Raw genomic sequence first — 19,215 nt, forward strand, 5'->3', positions numbered from 1 at the left:
CATGGACCCCCAACTCCAGGCAAAAAAAGCGGCTCGTGGTGCCGACAAAACCGCACGCAACCCCATACCCATCATTCCGGCACATGCAGAACGCCTCCCCAAGCCACAGTGGTTGCGGGTACGATCGCCCTTATCCCCCGAGGTAGACCGACTCAAAAAGATCCTGCGTGACGCGGCTCTTCATACGGTCTGTGAAGAAGCCTCGTGCCCGAATCTGGGAGAGTGCTTCGGCGGTGGAACGGCAACCTTCATGATCCTGGGGGACATCTGCACCCGCCGCTGCCCCTTCTGTGATGTGGCGCATGGCCGCCCCGAAGCACCCGATCCCCTGGAGGCCGTCCATCTTGCCCGGACCGTGGCTAGCATGAAACTACGTTTTGTCGTCATCACCTCCGTCGATCGTGATGATCTGCGTGACGGAGGTGCCCGTCATTTTGCAGAGGTCATTTCGGCACTGCGCGAACATTGTCCGGAACTGCACGTGGAAATTCTCGTACCGGATTTTCGCGGTCGGGTGGACAATGCCCTGGCCGCATTTCGGGAGACTCCTCCCGATGTATTCAATCACAACCTGGAGACCGTGCCGCGCCTGTACTTACAGGCCAGGCCGGGTGCAGATTACCATCACTCGCTGCAACTGCTCGCCGCCTTCAAGGCACAGCATCCGCAGGTCCCCACCAAGTCCGGGCTGATGCTTGGTCTGGGCGAGGAACTCGATGAAATCCGCGGGGTGATGCGTGATCTGCGGCAGGCGGGATGTGAATTGCTGACCATCGGGCAGTATCTGGCACCATCTCGCCATCATCTGCCGGTGGCGCGTTTTGTACCACCAGAAGAATTCCAGCAGTTGCAGCGGGATGGCATGGCCATGGGATTCCGCCACGTCGCCAGCGGCCCGCTGGTGCGATCTTCCTACCATGCCGAGCGTAGTTTTCATGAAATAGGTGGCGACTGAACGGGGTCGGAGGGATGCTGTTACGCTACACCACCTTGTTGACCCTGGTTTCAGCGCTTCTGCAACCGCCGGGTGTCCTGTTCGTTCTCGCCGCCCTGGGCTGGCTGGCAGAAATCGTGGGCTGGCGCTATCTGGGCCGGGTGCTCATACTCCTCGCGCTGGGCACCCTCTATTTTTTCTCGACTGCGTTAGGCGCACGGCTTCTCCTGCTGCCTCTGGAAGACCGCTACCCACCCCTGACCAAGCCCCTGCACGGAGCCGACACTCCCCAGGCGATTATCGTGCTAGGGGGCGGAGAGGTCATGCAATCGCCGGGGTCCAATCAGGAAACGGCGAATGCACGCACCCTTGTGCGCCTGCTGGCGGCAGCTCAACTCGCCCGACAAACCGGGCTTCCCATCATTCCCAGTGGCGGCGCCCCGCGTCTCGGCGCCCCAGCCGAGGCGCTCACCATGGAGTTCATCCTGCGCCAGGATCTGGGCGTACAAAGCCCCATCTGGCCGGAAACCCAGTCCTACAATACGGCAGCCAACGCAACAGACAGCGCGGCAATATTGGCCGAACACCATGGCCACCCGGCCTACTTGGTAACCTCCGCGCTCCATATGCCGCGGGCCGTCGCATGGTTTCGCCGCGCTGGCGTGAAAGTGATCCCCGTGCCCACCGACTACCGTCTGGACCGGGTGAACGGACTCCGCCTGGAGAGTTGGCTGCCGCGCGCGATTTATCTCGAAATCAGCAGCGAGGCGAGTCATGAATACCTCGGACTTCTTTGGCTCTGGATTCAGGAGCAGGGAATCGGGGGTGGCCACTAGTTCCAAAGCCCCGAGGAGGGAACGAGATGCTACGGCTTCTGATCGGGGAAAGTCACCTGAACATGCAGATGTTCCTGATCTGCGGCGCTAGCCAGAGGTAAAGGCGGCGGTACCGCGGCGCCATTCGCCGATGGCCCGTAAGGAGCGTACGCGTAGGGTGTTGCGGGAAGTGCGGCAGACAGCGTTGCATAGCTCGGTGCGTCGACCCCGATGGGAAGTGCCACGGTGTTATGCTCAGCCACAATATGCCTGACCATACCCCAGTCGATATGCTCATCGATCCGGTTCCGCACCATGAAAGACTTGATCGCCATCACGGCCCGCTGCAACTCCGGAATACCCTTTTTGTGGTAGGCATACATCGGTTTGTATGACTGCAGATAGACCTGCCCGTCGCGCACACCCACCAGGTTGGGCTGATCGATGATCCGTACTGGGGTGCCCACCGGAACCATCGGGAAGAGTTGTGCGACATTCTCCGGGAACATCTGAAAACACCCCTGGCTGGCCCGCATGCCAACTCCCCAAGGGTGGTAGGTACCGTGGATGAAAATACCGGAGAGTCCGGTCTCCATCGCCAGTTCACCCATGGGGTTTTCAGCGCCGGGTGGCCAATACCAGGGGATATCCATGTGAAATTTCTTCTCGAACCACGCGTGGATATTTTTGGGTACATTCCACGCAGGCATTTTATATTTGGCGATAATCCGCGTATCCGTCAACGCCTCCTTCCAGCCCGGCAGAAAGACACCGACGGGATAGGTGTATACCACTCGGTCATTCACCGGAAAATAGTAGATCCGTCGCGCCGGAATATCCACGATGATCCCGGTCCAGGGCTTTGGCGGTAAAATATACTCGGCAGGAATGACCACCTTGCTGGCCTCGCCAGGAAGCCAGGGATTGACACCAGGGTTGGCCGCCGTTACCTGATTGTAACCGAGGTCGTAGAAACGCCCGATGTCGAGAAGGGTATCGTCTCTGTGGGTGGTTACCGCCTCGAGCGCCCCGACAACATTACCCTGGGCGGGCAAGGCATAGACACTGGCATTGGCTACCGTCACACCACATCCCATGAAGGCTGCCAGAAACCAGGCACCTAACTGTTTTTGCATGACTTATTTTCCTGTTCGCGGCTCGCTGAAAAAGCAAGAACGCCATCCGCCGCGCACGCGCGTTGGCAGCGTCCTCTATTATCGCCATAATCATAAAGTAAAAGGAGGTCTGTATGGAATCGCCACACCTGGTTTTTCTGAGAAACGCAGTGCGCGGCCAGACCGTTCCGGTCGTGCCATTACGCGATGCACTGCACCGTCTCGATCATATGCTGACCGGTTTGGCTGGCGATCTGCATATCCCCTATGCAGGCCCTTATGTCGGTCTGGGACAAATGACCCGGCAACACCAGTTGTGTATTGCCGAGCATCAGTGGTCGGCGCAGGAGCGCGGCTGGGGCGTCGCCATCTGCATTAGCCACCCCGTTCACGGCTGGCGCGCAGAATGGCGGCTGGCCACAGTAAGCCGCGAACGTCTCCCGCTCATCGTACAGGCTTTGCCTGCGCTGTTCGCCGGCTACGCGGCGGCTGCGGACACCTCCTTGGCGGCGCAGCGCCCCAGCACGAAGCGCATCCATGAAATTGCCGGGATCTTCGCGCATTGACAGTGCCGTTAAAACGCCTAACTACCAGTCAGAATAGCGGCAAAGAAGCAACACTACGTTTACCCTGAAGCGAGATTCCTGCATGGAATTGCCCACCGGCAGCCTGATTATTATAGCCTTTCTTGTATCCCTGGTGGTGCTGACCGGGGTATGGAAGGCGTCGCGCGGACGGAAACCTCTCAGAGTTCCAGGTTTGCAGCGCGAGGGCAGCGGAAGTCCGGCGCCGACCGCATCCCCCGTCAAAAGCAACCTGGCCAGCACCGTAACAGCGGCATCCCCCGTGCAGGTCGATGAAATCAGCATTCTGGACGAGGTGGATATTTATCTTTCCTATGGCCACCTGGAACAGGCTGCCACATCCCTCAGCTGGTACGTGGATCACAACCCAGACAATGCCCAGCAGATGCGCAGGCTCCTCGCGATCTATCGTGAAATACCGGATATCGATCATTTTGTTGAACGGTTGGAACAACTCACCGAGTCACACACCATTCCCGATGCGGAAGCCAGGGATCTCGTTTTGCAAGGGCTGAAACTGGATCCACAGAACCTACAACTACGGGTAACTGCAGAGAATTTGGGGATGAGCGGCGCGCAAATTGCGGCTGTCCTCGCGCACGCCACCCTTGCGCCACCACCGACGGAGTCTTCCGCGCTCGCCGGTGCGCAGAGGGAGTTGCAGCAATCCATCGTCAACCCGGAATCACTAGATCTGTCCGGATTTATGCCTAGACCAGAGATGCTATCGTCCGGGGTATCCCAAAACGGTCCTACCGGGGAGGGCCTCATACTGCTCACCGGGCCCGATGATATTCTGCCGCTGGACGAGGAGGAATATGGGGTAGTAGCTAGCCTGGTTTCGCCGCTCCTTGCCGCACACCATCTGCTGGCGTGTCACCAATATCCTGAGGCCGAGCGACTGTTACGTCGCCAACTCATTCTCGATCCCCGCAAGCTCATTCTCCATGTCACCCTGCTGGAACTGCTGTACGACCAGCAGCGCTGTGCCGCCTATGCCGAATCCCTCCTGCAGCTCTATATCGCCCTGTGGGGCGCTGGTAGCGATCTGCGAACGCGATTGCTGCAACAAGGCCTGCGCCTGGGTGAACACAACCTCTGGGTAGCCCTTGCCGGAAGTGACGGAAAGGAGCAGGTTCTCGCAGGGCTGGCCGAGAAATACGGGCTGTATCTGCCGATCACCGCCATACCACTGAGCAGCCCCCCACTGGTGACGGAAGAAATTCACCGTGATCAGCTGGTTACCGAAAAGGACAGTGAAGATAGCATTATCGAGGAGTTCAACATGCTTCTGGACTACGGGCAGGTGAACGAGGCGGTGGACCTTCTGGAGAAGGCCATAATGGCGCAACCTCGGCATGAGGTTTACTACGGACCGCTTCTCGAAATGTACGAACGGATGGATGCCCGCGAGCGATTTTCCCGTTTCGTCAAATCCATTCTCACGACGGACATGCAGCCCAGTGAAGATATCATGCGCCAGATGTTCAGCCTGACTGAACGCCTCCAGCGTTACCCGCAACGACAGATCATTTAGGATTTGATCATGACGACAAACCCCTCCAACAGCGGTAGTATCCTCGTCCGCAGCATCGGGATGGATGCACGCAAAGAAGCCGTCTTCCGCATGGCTTTCAAGATGTTTACCCGGCGGCATTATCAGTTGCTGGACGCCGGTGACGCGCAAACACCCGCAGTGATCATTATCGATGTGGATGGTATGGACGGTATGGCCATCGCGCGTCGGTTGCATGGAGAACAACCGGAACAACGTATCCTGCTGACCAGCGTTTCCGCACACCCTGACAGTATTTTCCCGGTACTACGGAAACCCATACGGATGGAAACCCTGTTCCCCGCACTGGAGCTTCTGCTGATCGGTGGCCCCGCTCCGGCAAAGCCGGCAGAAAGGAACAGCGCGACAGTCATGCCCATCCGGCCCGACGTCGCGATCTCTTCGCCATTCGCGTCCGTCGCGGCACCACCTGCGGCCAAGCCAGCGTCGGCACCTGCTCCCAAACCGGCCGCAGCGCCAGCCGTCGCACCTCGCCCGACACCCCTGCTACGCGCTGAAGACGTACGTCATTTCAACCCTCAGGCTGGGCTGCTGGGACTTTTGCAGATCGTCCGCCGCGACCAGTCGCCAGCCATCATCGTGGATGATCGGCAGCAGGTTATTCTGCGCTTGGACCCGGTGACAGATCAGGCTATTCTGCTGACGGACGACGCAACCCTCAAGTCCCTGGCCCAGGAGGAGCACCCACGGCTGCAAATACGCGCCCCCGCTGACACGGATATCCCTGCCCATGCGTCTGTACGGCATCTCACCCTTCCATCCCTGCTCTGGCAAGTGGGTGCGTGGGCTGCTGACGGGCGCCTCATTCAGCAACTGCAGATCAACGCCCCAGTCCAACTGAAGCAGTGGCCCAACCTCACGCGCCTGACCATGTTGCCTGACGCCTTGCGCCTGGCGGCGTTTCTGGCCCGTTCTCCGGCGTCTCCGGCATTGACGGTGAAGATGTTGCGCGTCGTGCCCGCCGACCTCTTCAACTTTCTGGCGGCCGCGGATAGCCTGGGGTTGTTGCGCTATAACACGGCGGAAAACCCTGACAACCGCATCCGCCCTGCATCCGCGAATGCGCCGGAGGCTGCTGAAATACCTGCAGCAAAACGGAGCTTTCTGGGCCGTCTCCTTGCCCGCATTGCAGGGCTGTAAGACGCGACCGGGATTTTTCTCCGGTAAAGATTAAAAGATCCTATGTAAGGAGCCGTATGGTGAGAGAAGACAATAAAATTATTTTTACCGGTCCTGTTGGCGTAGGCAAAACAACGGCCATTGCGGCATTGTCGGATATTCCGATCATCTCCACCGATGCCCAGGCCTCGGATATGACGCTGAATCGCAAGGGTCATACCACCGTCGCGATGGATTACGGTGTGTTGAAGCTGGATGAGGGTACCAAAATTCACCTGTATGGCACTCCGGGTCAGGAACGTTTTGACTTCATGTGGGATATCCTCACCACCGGCGGCCTGGGCCTCATTCTGATGCTCGACAACACCCGCCCCAACCCCAAAAAAGACCTGCATTTTTTTCTTCATGCCTTCAAGGACTTCATTGTCGATGTCCCGGTCGTCATCGGGGTTTCGAAGACGGATATCCAGACGCAGCCCCAGATAGCCGACTACGTCGACATGCTCCCGGAGGCGACGGCGGACCTGCGGATGCTCAATCCCATTCCTCCAATTTTTGAAGTGGATGGCCGCAACAAGGACGACGTAAAGAATTTGGTCATGGCACTGCTGTACTCCATTGATCCGGGCATCGGAGGTTAGTGATGAGTATCGAACTGGTCGCCACGAATGCGGACATTTACGGTGAGGTGACGCCCGCCGGGGCTTTTTATGCCACCTCCAGTCCGCATCAGGACGAAAACCGGACCACCCTCCTCCACGTTTTACGGCAAGGACACCGGGCTCCCTTCAGCGCCAGCACCGCACAGCACTGGACGCAGGCGGCGAGCGAAGAGGAAGCCCTGCGCAGCATCTTCCGCCTGCAGCGACTGGGCATGTTGCGGGGCACGGCACGTCCGCGCCAACGGGAGGATCAGCGGCTGGAAGACGCCTTACCGCCGCTCCTCGCGCAACTTTCGGATATACAGAAAACCCTCCTCGCCGATGAAAACGGCTTTTATCTCGCGGCATCGGGCTACACCCATGAAGCCGCAGAAGAACTCGCCGGGCTTTCGGCCGATCTGCTGTCCCTGCAGTCCAGACACGACCGTCTGCTGAAAAACAACCTCCGCGTCAACACCGAAACCTGGGGTTTGATCGATCCGGCGGGGCGCTCCGAACTGGGATTCTGGCCGTTATTTATCGGTCAGCAACATTTCATGCTCGTCATCAGCGGTACCCCTCGCCTGCAGGATCAATCCTTCGTTACACTGGTGCAGGACCTGGATACACGTTACCGCTAACACAACCTCTTTTTCACAGACCCCGATTTTAATTCAGGAGAATAAAAATGCGTGAAGAAATGCTCAAATCCATCCTCAGTGACCTGAACGGGTCTTCTGCGGACATCGAGGCCTCGGCCGTGATTTCCACCGACGGCCTCACCATCGCCTCACTGCTTTCTTCGACCATGGACGAAGACCGGGTAGGGGCCATGGCGGCGGCGATGCTTTCCCTGGGCGACCGCACCGCCGTAGAGCTGGCGCGGGGTGAACTGGAGCAGGTCATGATCAAAGGCGATAATGGCTACGTTCTGCTCATTCATGCCGGCCCGGATGCGGTCCTCACGGTCATAGCCCGAAAAGAGGCGAAGCTTGGGTTGGTCTTTCTCGACGCCAAGCGGGGAGCTGCGGGGATCGCCGAACTGCTTTGAAGCCGTCGGGGTTACGCAGACTTGCGGACACCCTTCACAGGGCTGGCCGCGTTGGGCCATAATGCGCAAAATATCTGCCCGAGACCCCTATGACTTTTCAGGAAATCATCCAGCGGCTGCAAGGCTTCTGGGCCGATCAAGGCTGTGTTCTGCTCCAGCCCATGGATATGCCGGTAGGTGCCGGAACCTTCCACCCCGCCACCTTTTTGCGGGCCATCGGCCCAGAACCATGGCGGGCTGCTTACGTACAGCCCTCCAGGCGCCCCACGGACGGCCGTTATGGGGACAATCCCAATCGTCTCCAGCACTACTACCAGTTTCAGGCGGTGCTCAAACCGAACCCGGTAAACCTGCAGGAACTCTACCTCGAATCGCTGGCGGCCCTCGGTATCGATTCCGGGGTCCAGGATATCCGGTTCGTCGAAGACGACTGGGAGTCACCAACCCTGGGGGCCTGGGGGCTGGGCTGGGAGGTCTGGCTGAATGGCATGGAAGTCACCCAGTTCACCTATTTCCAGCAGGTGGGCGGTCTGGATTGCCATCCCGTGATGGGCGAGGTCACCTATGGTCTGGAACGACTGGCCATGTACCTGCAGGGCGTCGAAAGCGTCTATGACCTTGTGTGGACCCCGAACGTACTCTACGGGGACGTATTCCATCAGAACGAAGTGGAGCAATCGCGCTATAATTTTGAACTGGCGCCCGTAGAAGACCTCTTCCAGCGCTTCGACCAGGCGGAAAAAGACTGTCACGCCTTGCTGGCAGCCGAACTCCCTCTACCCGCCTACGAACGGGTGCTGGACTGCTCCCATACCTTTAACCTGCTGGATGCACGCCATGCCATCGGCGTCAACGAGCGCGCTCGATTCATCGGCCGCGTCCGGACGCTGGCGCGAGGTGTGGCCGAGCACTATGCCGAGGCCCGTGCCGCCCTCGGTCACCCCCTGCTGAGGAGCCGAGATGTCAGCGCCTGAAGATCTCCTGCTGGAACTGGGTTGTGAAGAGTTGCCGGCGCGGGAACAAATGCCCCTGCAGGACGCCGCGACCAGGATCATAGGCCAACTGCTCGATGCGGCCGGATTGCAGTTTGGGGGCATTCACGGCTATGTCACACCGCGACGGCTCGCTCTCTGGATCAAAGACGTCTCCCGACAGAGCCCGCCGCAGGAGACCCTGCGCCGCGGTCCCCTCGTGGCGCGCGCCCGTGATGCGCAGGGCAGGCCCACGGCGGCGGCGGAGGGCTTTGCCCGCTCCTGTGGGGTCAGCCTGGACGACCTGCTCATCCTGGAGACCGAAAAAGGCCCCGTCCTGGCTTGGCGGGAGGTCGGCGCAGCGCAGGATAGCCATGCTCTGTTACCCGAGATCGCCAGCAAACTGGTCACCAGCCTGCCCCTGCGCAAACGCATGCACTGGGGGGATCGTTCTGACAGTTTCCTGCGTCCGGTACGCTGGCTTTTGCTGCGTCAGGGCAGCCAGGTGCTGGACTGGAATATGTTTGGTCTGGATGCCGGCGGCGAGAGCTTCGGGCATCGCGTCCACCATCCCCAGACGGTGCAGATCAACGCCCCTGCCGGTTACGCCGGATCCTTGCTGCAGGCAAAGGTGATGGTGGATTTCGCCGGACGCCGCGCGCACATTTCCGGTAAAATGGCCGCCCTGGCAGGCGAGATGGCCGTCACTCCGATCCTGCCGGAGGCATTGCTGGACGAGATCACCGGACTCAACGAATGGCCAGTCATTCTCGCTGGCAGCTTCGCCGCGGACTATCTGCGGGTGCCCGAAGAAGCGCTGATTACGGTCATGATGCAGCACCAGCGATATGTCCCCCTGCGCGGTCAGAATGGGCGCCTGGTGCCCCATTATCTGTTTGCGGCCAACCTCCACAGCCGGGATACGCAGGTCGTCATCGATGGAAATAACCGGGTACTGCGTGCCCGCCTCGCGGATGCTGCCTTCTTTTGGGATCAGGATCGCCAGATCTCCCTGCAGACACGACGGGCCGCACTTGACGGGGTGCTGTTTCAGGATGGCCTCGGCAGCATTTTCGATAAGACGATGCGTCTGCAAGAGCTTGCCGCAACCCTCTCACCACAGTTCGCGGTGGATGCGGGTGACATGTACCGCGCCGCGGAACTCTGCAAAAGTGATCTGCTCAGCGGTTTGGTGGGCGAGTTTCCGGAATTGCAAGGCATCATGGGCGGCCACTACGCCCGGCATGACGGGGAAAACAACCACGTTGCCACAGCCATCGCCCAGCATTACCTGCCCAGTGGGCGCGACGATGAAATCCCGGCGGATGCGCACGGCCAGTGCCTGGCTATCGCCGACAAGCTGGATACCCTCTGCGGTTTTTTTGCCATCGGCAAAGTACCTACCGGGGACCGCGATCCCTTTGCCCTGCGCCGCGCGGCGCTGGGGGTGCTGCGAATCGTGCTGGATGCCGGAGTGCCCCTGAACCTGGATGAAGCGGTAACCCACACGCTGGCCGCTTACGGTGGCGCCTTCGCCAGGAACCGGACGGAGATACGGAGCGCGGTGCTCGACTTCTTTCAGGATCGGATGCGGGTCTATTTCCGGGAGGAGGGCTTCCGCGCCGACCAGATCGCCGCCGTGCTCAGCCGCCAGCCCCACGAGCCATTGGACGCACGCCAGCGTCTCGAAGCCCTCGCCCTTTTCCAGGCTGAGCATGCGGCGGCAGATGCCCTCGCCGTACTGATCAAACGGATCAACAATCTGTTACGCAAAGAAGTGATCTCCGGCGACCGGCCCATAGATCCCCAATACTTTATGGACCCGGTAGAGAACACACTCTGGGACTACTGGCAGGCCCTGGAGCAGCCCCTCCATGCGCAGCTTGCGGAACGTCGCTATGCCGCGGCCCTCGGGCTGCTCGCAGGCCTGCGTCCCGCTGTCGACCAATTTTTTGATGGGGTCATGGTCCTGGCCGAAGATCCGGTGCTGCGCCAGAATCGCCTGGCACTGCTGGCCCGGCTTCAGGAAGCGTTCCTGCGCATTGCCGACTTCTCGCAGTTGCAGGGGGCCTGATGGGGCAGATCGTCATTCTGGATCGTGACGGTGTGATTAACGAGGACAGTAACGCTTATATCAAATCGCCCGCAGAGTGGCGCCCCATCCCGGGCAGTCTGGAGGCCATCGCGCGACTGAACCGTGCCGGTTACCAGGTAGTGGTGGCCACCAACCAGTCTGGTGTGGGACGGGGGCTTTTTGATATCCGCACCCTGATCGCTATCCACCAGCGCATGCGTCAGGAACTGGCCGCCGCAGGCGGTCGGATCGATGCCATTTTTTTCTGCCCCCATGCTCCGGAGGCAGCATGCGCCTGCCGCAAACCGGCGCCGGGTCTGTTTCAGGAAATACAGGAGCGGCTGCAAATCTCGCTGGAACAGGTTCCCACCATTGGTGACAGTATGCGCGATCTGCTCCCGGCACAGGAGGCGGGCGCACGACCCATGCTGGTACTGACGGGGAAAGGTCAAGACGCGCGCCTCGAAGCGCGGGCCGCAGGCTTTCCCATCTTCGCTGACCTTACCGCGGCGGTACACGCCATTCTCGGCACACCATGATACGCACCATCCGCAGCGCATTGTTCTATGGGGGCTTTGCGATCTGGACGCTGATCTGGGCTATTTTCAGTCTAGCCGTAGCACCATTGCCGCTGCCGGCGCGGGTCTGGGCCAGTCGTTTATGGGCGCGCGCCGGCGTCGGCTGGCTCCATTGGAGTTGCAGCCTGCGTTATCGGGTTTCCGGTCTCGCCAATATTCCCGCCACACCTTGCGTCATCGTCGCCAATCATCAGTCGGCGCTGGAGACCCTGCTCTTTTGGTGCATCTTCCCGCAACTCTCCTTTGTACTGAAAAAGGAACTCTTCCGCATCCCGGTGATCGGCTGGGGCCTGCGTTTGGCCTGGCCCATCGGGATCGACCGCAACGGGGGCAGGGAAGCCCTGCTGCAGGTGATTGAACAGGGGAAACTCCGGCTGGCTGCGGGCTTTCATGTGGTCATTTTTCCGGAAGGCACCCGCCACCCCTGCGGCACAGTCGGCCCCTTCAGCAGCACCGCTGCCGGGCTGGCCATCCGGGCTCAGGTCCCCCTTCTGCCGATCGCTGTGAATAGCGGGTGTTTCTGGCCGCGTACAGACTGGCGAAAATGGCCGGGGATCGTCGAAGTGCATATCGGCCCCGCGCTACCCCCCGCAGGCAAGGCTGGGTCCCTCAACCAGCAGGCGCACGACTGGATTACGGCTGCAATTGCGGAGATGGGGACGAGGCCTGCCGCAAAAGCGCTTTGACCAGCGTACCAGCGATATCCTGCCCCGTAACAGCTTCGATGCCTTCCAGACTGGGGACAGGGTTCACCTCCAGCACCAGAGGCCGCTGATCTTCAGCCAGCATAATATCTACTCCGGCAAAGCTCAGGCCCAGAGCAGCCGCCGACCGGCGGGCAATGACGGCAAAATCTTCGGGCAGATCGGGCAATGCCGACGCCCGCCCCCCGCAATGCAAATTGCTGCGAAAATCCTCGGCAGATGCCTCCCTGCGCATGGCCGCAATGACCTTACCGAACAGTACGATCACGCGGATATCCTGGCGCCCGCTGAGAAAGCGCTGCGCCATCGCCTCGTGCTGCAGATGGAGGACGGTATCCAGCATGCCCCGAGCAGCGGCAGGTGTATCTGCCAGACTGACACCCACCCCCTGCGAGCCGCTGAGTAATTTTTGCACCAGCGGCATTCCCAAGGAGGAGACCGCCAGATCGCGCTGTCCCGCCTGGGTGAAGTAGGCGGTCTGCGGTACGGCAACGCCCGCCGCCACCAGGGCCTGAAGGGAGGCGAATTTATCCCGGGAAAGCTCCAACGCCCCCGCACTATTGAGGCAGCAACTCCCCTCCCCCGCAAAATAACGCAGCAGACGCGCTCCCAGGTTCGTGATTGGAGTACCCACCCGTGGAATCACCGCCGCACAGGGTGCCAGGGGAGAGGATCCATAATAAAGCGCGGCCTGCGTGTCGTGTAGCATCAGCAAACACTGTTCAGGCTGAAGCAGGACCGGATCGGCGCCCGCAGCGACAACCGCATCCAGCAAGCGGCGGGTCGAATAGAGCTCCACATGGCGCGAAAGAATGGCTACGCGGGGCACCGCAACCATGCCTAGGCTACATCCTCATGGAAACTGAGCAGGGGCAACTCGCCGTGCCCGATGGATCGCTCGATGAAACCTGCCCGCCCCGGCGACCGCTGCTCCAGCGCTGTCCTTGCCAGGGCGGGCGCAGCGCTGATCGCGGCAAAGAGTACCTCCAGTTCCCAGGGATCGACCCGCAGCGTGCCAAAGGGATTATCCCGCGTTGCCGGACGCCAGAAGAGATTCGGCAACCATCCTTTGTTGCGCACTGCGGGGGCCAGATAAAACGCGCGACAACGTGCGGCTACCTCCGCCGACGCGGGAATCGAAATCACATCCTGGTTTTCCATAATACCCCTTTCAAGTCGTTGCTGATGCGGGCCGCCACCCACGGCGACGATCATAAAGCCATTTACTTGGCAACGGAATCATTGTGGAGCATAATAGTCAACTATTCGCATGGATGTACAATGTGTTCCACAGTGTATTCCGGTTAAGCGGCTTGATGCCCAAGGAGTCAATCTATGAAAGACGACAACAACAGCACGCAACAGGGCGTGGCAGGTCACGGCGCCTTTTTTCAGGACACGAATCTTTCGGCAAATGAGGCGGAAACGGCTACGGCCTGGGTGCGCAGCCATGTGGATCGCCGCACCGTCGATCTGGGCGAGCGCATGGACGACATCCGCGACCACATGTGGGAACTGGAGAAGGAAGGTGAGATCATCGTCCACCGCATCAACCCCGAACATCGTGCGGAAGCGGTGCAGACCCTTTACGGCTGGGATAAAAAGATCCCCACCAATAACCTCTGGCACCACAAGAGCTGCGGGCAGTGCGGCAACATCCCCGGCTATCCCACCAGCCTCATGTGGTTCATGAACAAGCTGGGCATCGACTACCTCGACGAGACCGACCAGACCTCCTGCACCGCCTGGAACTACCACGGCTCCGGCATCGGCAACGTGGAGTCCCTGGCCGCCGTTTTCCTGCGCAACTTCCATCAGGCCTACGTCTCCGGCAAGCAGCACGGCTTCGAGAATGGCCATTTCTTTCCCCTGGTGCACTGCGGCACCTCCTTCGGCAACTACAAGGAGATCCGCAAATACCTCATCGAGTCCGCCGAACTGCGGGAGAAAGTCAAGAAGATCCTCGGCAAGCTGGGACGTCTGGTGGACGGCAAGATCGTCATCCCCGAGGAGGTGGTCCACTATAGCGAATGGCTGCACGTCATGCGCCACCGTATCGCCAGCGAGTTGCAGACCATCGACATGAGCAACATCCGGGTCACCGTCCATGCCGCCTGCCACTATTACAAGATGGTGCAGGAAGACGCCGTCTACGACAACACCGTGCTCGGTGGTAATCGTACCGCCGTCGGCACCTCCGTCGCCCAGGCCCTGGGCGCCCAGGTCATCGACTACTCCACCTGGTACGACTGCTGCGGCTTCGGTTTTCGGCACATCATTTCCGAACGCGAGTTCACCCGCAGTTTCTCCATGAACCGCAAGATCAAGGTGGCGCGGGAGGAGGCCAAGGCCGACGTCATGATCGGCATCGACACCGGCTGCATCACCACCCTGGATAAAAACCAGTGGATCGGCAAGGCCCACGACATGAATTACTCCATGCCCATCATCGCCGACGTGCAGCTCGCGGCCCTGGCCTGCGGCGCCGATCCCTTCAAGATCGTGCAGTTGCAGTGGCATGCTTCGCCCTGTGAAGACCTGGTGGAGAAGATGGGCATCAGTTGGGACAAGGCCAAAGCCGACTTCCAGGATTATCTCAAGCAGGTGGAACAGGGTAACGTGGAATACCTCTACAACCCCGAACTGGCCACCAATCAAAACATCAATATGAAGATGGCGTCCGCCTGATTCAGTTTGATGCGCAAAATGACCCCGCCTTTGCGCGGGGTTTTTTGTTTTTGCACGGAATCTATCCGGGCATGGAATACTTCAATCGACAAAAGCCTCCCCTCCGGACATGTTTTTCGGGTATGCTTAGGCACGCCCGCCACGACAGGCGATGGCTTTGCCCGTTTAAACAGGAGGATGACAGTGGACCCGAAGGCCCTCAATGCCCGTTGTGTAGAACTTTTTCAGAGCCCGGATGTGCGCCTGCGGATGTGGAATGCGCGGATGTTCTGGCAGGTTGGCGATCAGATGAATGTCGCGCCGACCGCACTCACCGATCCCAAGGTGGATACCTGCGAACTGGAAGTCATGCTCAGCGCCGCCGCACTGACCGATTCCCAGTGTGCCGCTGAACTGGACAAACGCGAGCCCGGCCGCGCCGCCTTCATTCAGCGCCAGGTCCGGGAAGGCATGCGACCGCTTCTGCGTCCTGCGCAATAGTCAAGGTCGCAGGCATTGCGTAGTAGTTGCAGGCCCCCGCAACATGGGTGGTCGCCAGCGTAGCGGCCCCCTGTGCGGCGACGTTGACCGGCAACGTACAGCCGGCAAAAAAATGTCTCGGACCGGACCGAGGGGCATGCCGCACCCAGCGCAAATCACCTCCCATTGTTATCCGCCCTTTGGCAAGGCTGGTACGAGGCGCTATTCTCGCGTCATCAATGCCGCCATTCGTCAGGGAACTGTTCCATGTCCAAAAAACCCACCACGCCTCTGCAAACCCCCGATGGCAGCAAACACATCCTGCTGCACTCCTGCTGCGCCCCCTGCGCCGGACCCATCATGGACGATATCCGCGCCGCCAGCATCGACTTCACCGTCCTGTTCTACAATCCCAACATCCACCCCACGGCGGAATACGAGCTGCGCAAGGAAGAGAATATCCGTTACGCGGAAAAGCTCGGCGTACCCTTCGTGGATCTGGACTACGACAAGGACCGCTGGTTTGAACGGGTCAAGGGCCTGGAATGGGAACCGGAACGGGGCGCGCGTTGCACCGCCTGTTTCGACATGCGTTTCGAGCACTCCGCCCTCTATGCCAGAGAACACGGCTTCACGGTCTTTACCAGCACCCTGGGCATCTCCCGCTGGAAGGACATGGTCCAGATCAACGCCTGCGGCGAACGGGCCGCTGCCCGCCATGGGGATCTGCAGTACTGGACCTACAACTGGCGCAAGGGTGGCGGCAGCCAGCGCATGATCGAGATTGCCAAGGAAGAAAGCTTCTACCAGCAGGAATATTGCGGCTGCGTCTATTCCCTGCGCGATTCCAACCGCCACCGCACCGCCCAGGGCCGCCCCAAGATCGTCCGCGGCGTCAAGTTTTACGGACGGGACGAAACGGCCGGCGCGGTACCCCCAGAGGCCGCCACCGGCATCAGCAAGCGGTAACGGTCCCTGGGGCCGATGATCTCCAGCAAGGGATAGTGCGCCGGCAGCCCCCGCGCCTTCAGCCACGCCTTGAGGGCGGAGTACGCCTTGAGGGAGGCCACCGCATGGTAGGCATTCACCTCGACACTCACCGCCATCTGCCGCGGCCAAACCCCTTGCTGCAAGCCCGCAGGCACCGGGCTGCCGGGGTTCACCAGCACCCCCACCCGCGCCGTCACGGCGGCGGATTGGCCCCCTTGCTCATGCTCGATGAGGGTCATGACCGAAACCGGCGTCAGCCCCGCTGACAGCAAGCGCTTTTTCAGCGCCTCCCGGGCCTTCACCATATCCGGATAACGGCCAGCAAATGGCTCATAAACATAGAGATAGGGGCCCATTGTCGCCCTATCCACCGTCGCCTGGCGGAAGACCCCCAGCCACAGCAGGGTAAACAGGAGCATGGCCAGGAAGGCCACGAAGGGCCATAACCAGCCCTTGCGCCAGTCGCGCCGGGGTACCTTTCGCGCTACCGGTTCATCGGTCATCCGCCCACTCCTCCCAAAGGGTTTTCCAGGAAAAACAAGGGCCCGGGTCCCATTTTCGCCCAGGGGCGATATCCGCGTGCCCCACCACACGCTCCCGCGACAGAGCCGGAAAGAGCGTTTGCAAATCCCGCCCCAAGTGCCCCAAGGTCCGGTATTGCTCCGCTGTAAAAGGCCGCGTCGCCGCCCCTTCCAATTCTACCCCGATACTATAATCATTGCAGGCCGGACGCCCCGCCCATTGGGATTGACCGGCGTGCCAGGCGCGCTGGAAAACGCCGACATGCTGCCATAATGCGCCGTCGCGGGGGATGAAAAAATGGGCCGAGACCCGCAGGTGGCGGATCCCGTCATAATAGGGGTGGCGGTCGAAATCCAGCTCGCCCAGGAAAAAGCGCTGCACGTCCCCGCTGCCGAAGGTGTCCGGCGGCAGGCTGATGGCATGAACGACCAGCAGATCCACGGCGGTGGGCGGGCGTTCGTCAAAAAACGGCGATGGCGCGCGCCGGGCCGCCCCATGCCAGCCCTGAGCGTCGAAAACGCTCACGGCTGCTCCTCACCGGGCAGATCTTTCACCGACTCCACCAAGCGATGCAGGGCCTGGGGCCGCGCCTCCACCTGCAAGGGCCGCAGATAGCGGCCATCCTTGAAAAGAAAGAGCGCCGGCAGGTGATAAACCTCGAACTCCTGGGTCAGCCCCATGTCGATACCGGCATCCACCTCCCAGACACGCAGATCCTCGCGGGTCATCTCATACTCCCGCAGCAAACCTCGCCAGATGCGGCAGGAATGGCAACCCGCCGAGCTAAAGAAGAGGATAATCAAGCCCCGCTCCGCCGCCATCCGCTGCCAGAAACCCAATTCGGATATTTTTTCCATTGCCGTCTCCCCTCCCTCGGCTCCCTCGTCCCATCACGCCAGATCATGGCCGATGATCGCCAAGGCCCATCGCCAATAGGTATGGCGCAAACGCCATGCCCTGAAGCGTTACCTACATCCAAGCATCTCGATCCGGTTTGGATGCGGTCTACTTCTTGCGTGCGTGAATATGCAGATCTCCCTCATCCTACCATAATGTCCTGGCGGAATTCGGATCTGCGCCAGCCTGGAGGGAAAGCTTGCCGCGCCGCCTGCGCCTACCGTCACGGCCTATCCATTGGCTCCGCCGCTGCGCGGGTTTTCCAGGTCCACCAGGCTGCAGCTTGTTTTCCTGCTGGCCAGACAGTCGGCGTCGCCCGGGACATAATCAAAAGAACAGGATTTCTTTTGCAGATCCAGCCAGTCCTCCCGAGGGTATTTCCCCTCCGGGAGATTCGGCGGGAAATATACGCACATGCCGCACAACATTTGTGCTTTGCTTGACTCGTCGCTCATGAAGGGTCGCTCCTCGCCGTATCGGGCAAAAAAATAGATTTCCATTGTTCCCATCGTTGCACCCGCCCGAAGCGGCATCATGCCGGTCAGCTCAGGCGCGGATCCGTTCCGGGCACCGGAATAGCGTCGGCATGGGGGGCGATGGGAAAGCGCACGCGCTTACGGATCAGGCAACTAAAAAGCAACTCCAGTTCCACGAGCAGCGGCGTGGGATGCACTGCCAAGGCGCGCTCCGCACCGGCTGTCAGCCGCACCTGAATGGGGTGGCGCCGGGCCCCGTGCCCTCCCCTGGACTGATTTGCCGCGCCTTTCACGTCCTCAAGGGCTGAGATCATGTTGTTTCCTCCGGGCGTTGGGAAGCTTTGGGAAAAGCATATAGATAGATACCATCCGATCTCAGGTATCCTGGAGAAGCCCTTCCGCCTTCAGGGCCGATTGCACCGCCGGCCGCATGGATACCCGCCCCTGATACGCCTGGAGCACCGGCCATTGCTCCAATTCAATGCCCACATGCCGGCCCCAGCCCAATACCGTAAAGAGATAGGCGTCGGCCACTGTGAATCCCTCGCCCAGCAACCAGTCCTTGCCCTCCAGTTGCCGGCTGACCGTGCCCAGGCGCCGCCCGAGTTGGGCAGCGGCCACCGCCTTCCATTCCTCGGGCGCCTGCGGATTGAATAAGGGAGAAAAACCCTTATGCAGTTCCGTGGAGATGAAATTGAGCCACTGCATGAGTCGGTAGCGCTCCAGTGTGCCTAGGGGCGGGGCGAGCTTCTTTTCGGGCACGCGATCGGCAAGGTACTGAATGATGGCCGGCCCCTCGGTGAGCACCTGCCCGTCGTCGAGCAGGAGGGCGGGCACGTAACCGTCGGGGTTGATGGCGGCATAGTCGGCACCGGTTTCCGTTTTTTTGCTGGCGAGGTCCACCCTTTCCTTGTCGAAGCGGAATCCGCCTTCGTTGAGGACGATATGGGGAGACAGGGAACACGCACCGGGGCTGTAATACAATTTCATGGCAATCTACCTCCTGACCGAGCGATTGACG

Annotated in this window: 24 protein-coding genes; 15 read left to right on the forward strand and 9 right to left on the reverse strand. The window is 60.4% G+C overall.

Annotation, left to right across the window (positions count from 1 at the left end; translation table 11 throughout):
* Position 1: 1 nt before the first annotated feature.
* Both lipA and AFERRID_RS02670 read left to right on the forward strand, forming a co-directional pair.
* Positions 2 to 955 carry a lipoyl synthase gene (gene lipA, locus AFERRID_RS02665; protein ID WP_113526611.1) on the forward strand — a complete coding sequence of 318 codons (954 nt, stop codon included), beginning with the start codon at positions 2 to 4 and terminating at the stop codon, positions 953 to 955.
* A 14-nt stretch (positions 956 to 969) separates the two neighbouring features.
* Positions 970 to 1,770 carry a YdcF family protein gene (locus tag AFERRID_RS02670; protein WP_126604319.1) on the forward strand — a complete coding sequence of 267 codons (801 nt, stop codon included), beginning with the start codon at positions 970 to 972 and terminating at the stop codon, positions 1,768 to 1,770.
* 29 nt (positions 1,771 to 1,799) lie between these two features.
* Here the strand turns inward: AFERRID_RS02670 and AFERRID_RS02675 are convergent, their stop codons facing one another.
* A complete protein-coding gene (locus AFERRID_RS02675) occupies positions 1,800 to 2,885 on the reverse strand; it encodes a L,D-transpeptidase family protein (protein WP_113526466.1) in 1,086 nt (361 codons plus the stop codon).
* A 113-nt stretch (positions 2,886 to 2,998) separates the two neighbouring features.
* On the opposite strand from AFERRID_RS02675, the gene AFERRID_RS02680 reads away from it, so the two are divergent.
* The 10 genes from AFERRID_RS02680 to AFERRID_RS02725 all read left to right on the forward strand — a co-directional run bounded on the left by AFERRID_RS02680 (position 2,999) and on the right by AFERRID_RS02725 (position 12,144).
* The gene (locus AFERRID_RS02680) at positions 2,999 to 3,430 is read left to right on the forward strand and encodes a hypothetical protein (protein ID WP_113526465.1); all 432 of its coding nucleotides are present in this window, start codon (positions 2,999 to 3,001) and stop codon (positions 3,428 to 3,430) included.
* 82 nt (positions 3,431 to 3,512) lie between these two features.
* Positions 3,513 to 4,985, forward strand: a complete 1,473-nt coding sequence (locus AFERRID_RS02685) for a hypothetical protein (protein WP_113526464.1) — start codon at positions 3,513 to 3,515, stop codon at positions 4,983 to 4,985.
* A 9-nt stretch (positions 4,986 to 4,994) separates the two neighbouring features.
* Positions 4,995 to 6,164 (forward strand): response regulator, encoded by a 1,170-nt coding sequence (locus AFERRID_RS02690; protein WP_113526463.1) that lies wholly within the window; start codon positions 4,995 to 4,997, stop codon positions 6,162 to 6,164.
* Positions 6,165 to 6,220: 56 nt separating this feature from the next.
* Positions 6,221 to 6,784, forward strand: a complete 564-nt coding sequence (locus AFERRID_RS02695) for a GTP-binding protein (RefSeq protein ID WP_197722473.1) — start codon at positions 6,221 to 6,223, stop codon at positions 6,782 to 6,784.
* A 2-nt stretch (positions 6,785 to 6,786) separates the two neighbouring features.
* Positions 6,787 to 7,425 carry a roadblock/LC7 domain-containing protein gene (locus AFERRID_RS02700; RefSeq protein ID WP_113526461.1) on the forward strand — a complete coding sequence of 213 codons (639 nt, stop codon included), beginning with the start codon at positions 6,787 to 6,789 and terminating at the stop codon, positions 7,423 to 7,425.
* A 47-nt stretch (positions 7,426 to 7,472) separates the two neighbouring features.
* A complete protein-coding gene (locus AFERRID_RS02705) occupies positions 7,473 to 7,835 on the forward strand; it encodes a roadblock/LC7 domain-containing protein (protein WP_113526460.1) in 363 nt (120 codons plus the stop codon).
* Positions 7,836 to 7,924: 89 nt separating this feature from the next.
* Positions 7,925 to 8,809, forward strand: a complete 885-nt coding sequence (gene glyQ, locus AFERRID_RS02710) for a glycine--tRNA ligase subunit alpha (RefSeq protein ID WP_113526459.1) — start codon at positions 7,925 to 7,927, stop codon at positions 8,807 to 8,809.
* On the forward strand, positions 8,796 to 10,880 hold the full coding sequence (glyS, locus tag AFERRID_RS02715) for a glycine--tRNA ligase subunit beta (RefSeq protein ID WP_126604320.1): 2,085 nt from the start codon (positions 8,796 to 8,798) through the stop codon (positions 10,878 to 10,880). The genes glyQ and glyS overlap by 14 nt, the downstream gene beginning before the upstream one ends.
* Positions 10,880 to 11,419, forward strand: coding sequence for a D-glycero-beta-D-manno-heptose 1,7-bisphosphate 7-phosphatase (gmhB, locus tag AFERRID_RS02720; RefSeq protein WP_113526457.1), 540 nt, complete (start codon positions 10,880 to 10,882; stop codon positions 11,417 to 11,419). Before glyS ends, gmhB begins: the two co-directional genes overlap by 1 nt.
* Positions 11,416 to 12,144, forward strand: a complete 729-nt coding sequence (locus AFERRID_RS02725; RefSeq protein WP_113526456.1) for a lysophospholipid acyltransferase family protein — start codon at positions 11,416 to 11,418, stop codon at positions 12,142 to 12,144. Before gmhB ends, AFERRID_RS02725 begins: the two co-directional genes overlap by 4 nt.
* Here the strand turns inward: AFERRID_RS02725 and AFERRID_RS02730 are convergent.
* Entirely contained in the window at positions 12,092 to 13,000 is a 909-nt protein-coding gene (locus tag AFERRID_RS02730; RefSeq protein WP_126604321.1) for an ATP-grasp domain-containing protein, read from the reverse strand. The two genes, AFERRID_RS02725 and AFERRID_RS02730, sit on opposite strands and share 53 nt — an antisense overlap.
* A gap of 2 nt (positions 13,001 to 13,002) precedes the next feature.
* On the reverse strand, positions 13,003 to 13,323 hold the full coding sequence (locus AFERRID_RS02735) for a hypothetical protein (protein WP_113526454.1): 321 nt from the start codon (positions 13,321 to 13,323) through the stop codon (positions 13,003 to 13,005).
* A 174-nt stretch (positions 13,324 to 13,497) separates the two neighbouring features.
* Between AFERRID_RS02735 and AFERRID_RS02740 the strand changes: the two genes are divergently transcribed.
* From AFERRID_RS02740 to AFERRID_RS02750, 3 genes are all read left to right on the forward strand, one after another.
* The gene (locus tag AFERRID_RS02740) at positions 13,498 to 14,850 is read left to right on the forward strand and encodes a heterodisulfide reductase-related iron-sulfur binding cluster (RefSeq protein ID WP_113526453.1); all 1,353 of its coding nucleotides are present in this window, start codon (positions 13,498 to 13,500) and stop codon (positions 14,848 to 14,850) included.
* 177 nt (positions 14,851 to 15,027) lie between these two features.
* Entirely contained in the window at positions 15,028 to 15,330 is a 303-nt protein-coding gene (locus AFERRID_RS02745) for a hypothetical protein (RefSeq protein WP_225981813.1), read from the forward strand.
* A 246-nt stretch (positions 15,331 to 15,576) separates the two neighbouring features.
* On the forward strand, positions 15,577 to 16,278 hold the full coding sequence (locus AFERRID_RS02750; protein WP_126604322.1) for an epoxyqueuosine reductase QueH: 702 nt from the start codon (positions 15,577 to 15,579) through the stop codon (positions 16,276 to 16,278).
* Here AFERRID_RS02750 and AFERRID_RS02755 read toward each other — a convergent pair.
* From AFERRID_RS02755 to gstA, 6 genes are all read right to left on the reverse strand, one after another.
* Positions 16,212 to 16,802, reverse strand: a complete 591-nt coding sequence (locus AFERRID_RS02755) for a hypothetical protein (RefSeq protein WP_113526450.1) — start codon at positions 16,800 to 16,802, stop codon at positions 16,212 to 16,214. The genes AFERRID_RS02750 and AFERRID_RS02755 overlap by 67 nt on opposite strands.
* Positions 16,792 to 17,346 (reverse strand): 1,6-anhydro-N-acetylmuramyl-L-alanine amidase AmpD, encoded by a 555-nt coding sequence (ampD, locus tag AFERRID_RS02760; RefSeq protein WP_126604323.1) that lies wholly within the window; start codon positions 17,344 to 17,346, stop codon positions 16,792 to 16,794. Before ampD ends, AFERRID_RS02755 begins: the two co-directional genes overlap by 11 nt.
* The gene (locus AFERRID_RS02765) at positions 17,343 to 17,678 is read right to left on the reverse strand and encodes a thioredoxin domain-containing protein (protein ID WP_012537279.1); all 336 of its coding nucleotides are present in this window, start codon (positions 17,676 to 17,678) and stop codon (positions 17,343 to 17,345) included. The genes ampD and AFERRID_RS02765 overlap by 4 nt, the downstream gene beginning before the upstream one ends.
* Positions 17,679 to 17,948: 270 nt before the next feature.
* Entirely contained in the window at positions 17,949 to 18,173 is a 225-nt protein-coding gene (locus AFERRID_RS02770; protein WP_113526610.1) for a hypothetical protein, read from the reverse strand.
* An 86-nt stretch (positions 18,174 to 18,259) separates the two neighbouring features.
* Positions 18,260 to 18,508, reverse strand: a complete 249-nt coding sequence (locus AFERRID_RS02775) for a hypothetical protein (protein WP_225981814.1) — start codon at positions 18,506 to 18,508, stop codon at positions 18,260 to 18,262.
* 61 nt (positions 18,509 to 18,569) lie between these two features.
* Entirely contained in the window at positions 18,570 to 19,184 is a 615-nt protein-coding gene (gstA, locus tag AFERRID_RS02780) for a glutathione transferase GstA (protein ID WP_126604324.1), read from the reverse strand.
* Positions 19,185 to 19,215: the final 31 nt, after the last annotated feature.

This window comes from Acidithiobacillus ferridurans, assembly GCF_003966655.1.
Classification (GTDB): Bacteria; Pseudomonadota; Gammaproteobacteria; order Acidithiobacillales; family Acidithiobacillaceae; genus Acidithiobacillus; species Acidithiobacillus ferridurans.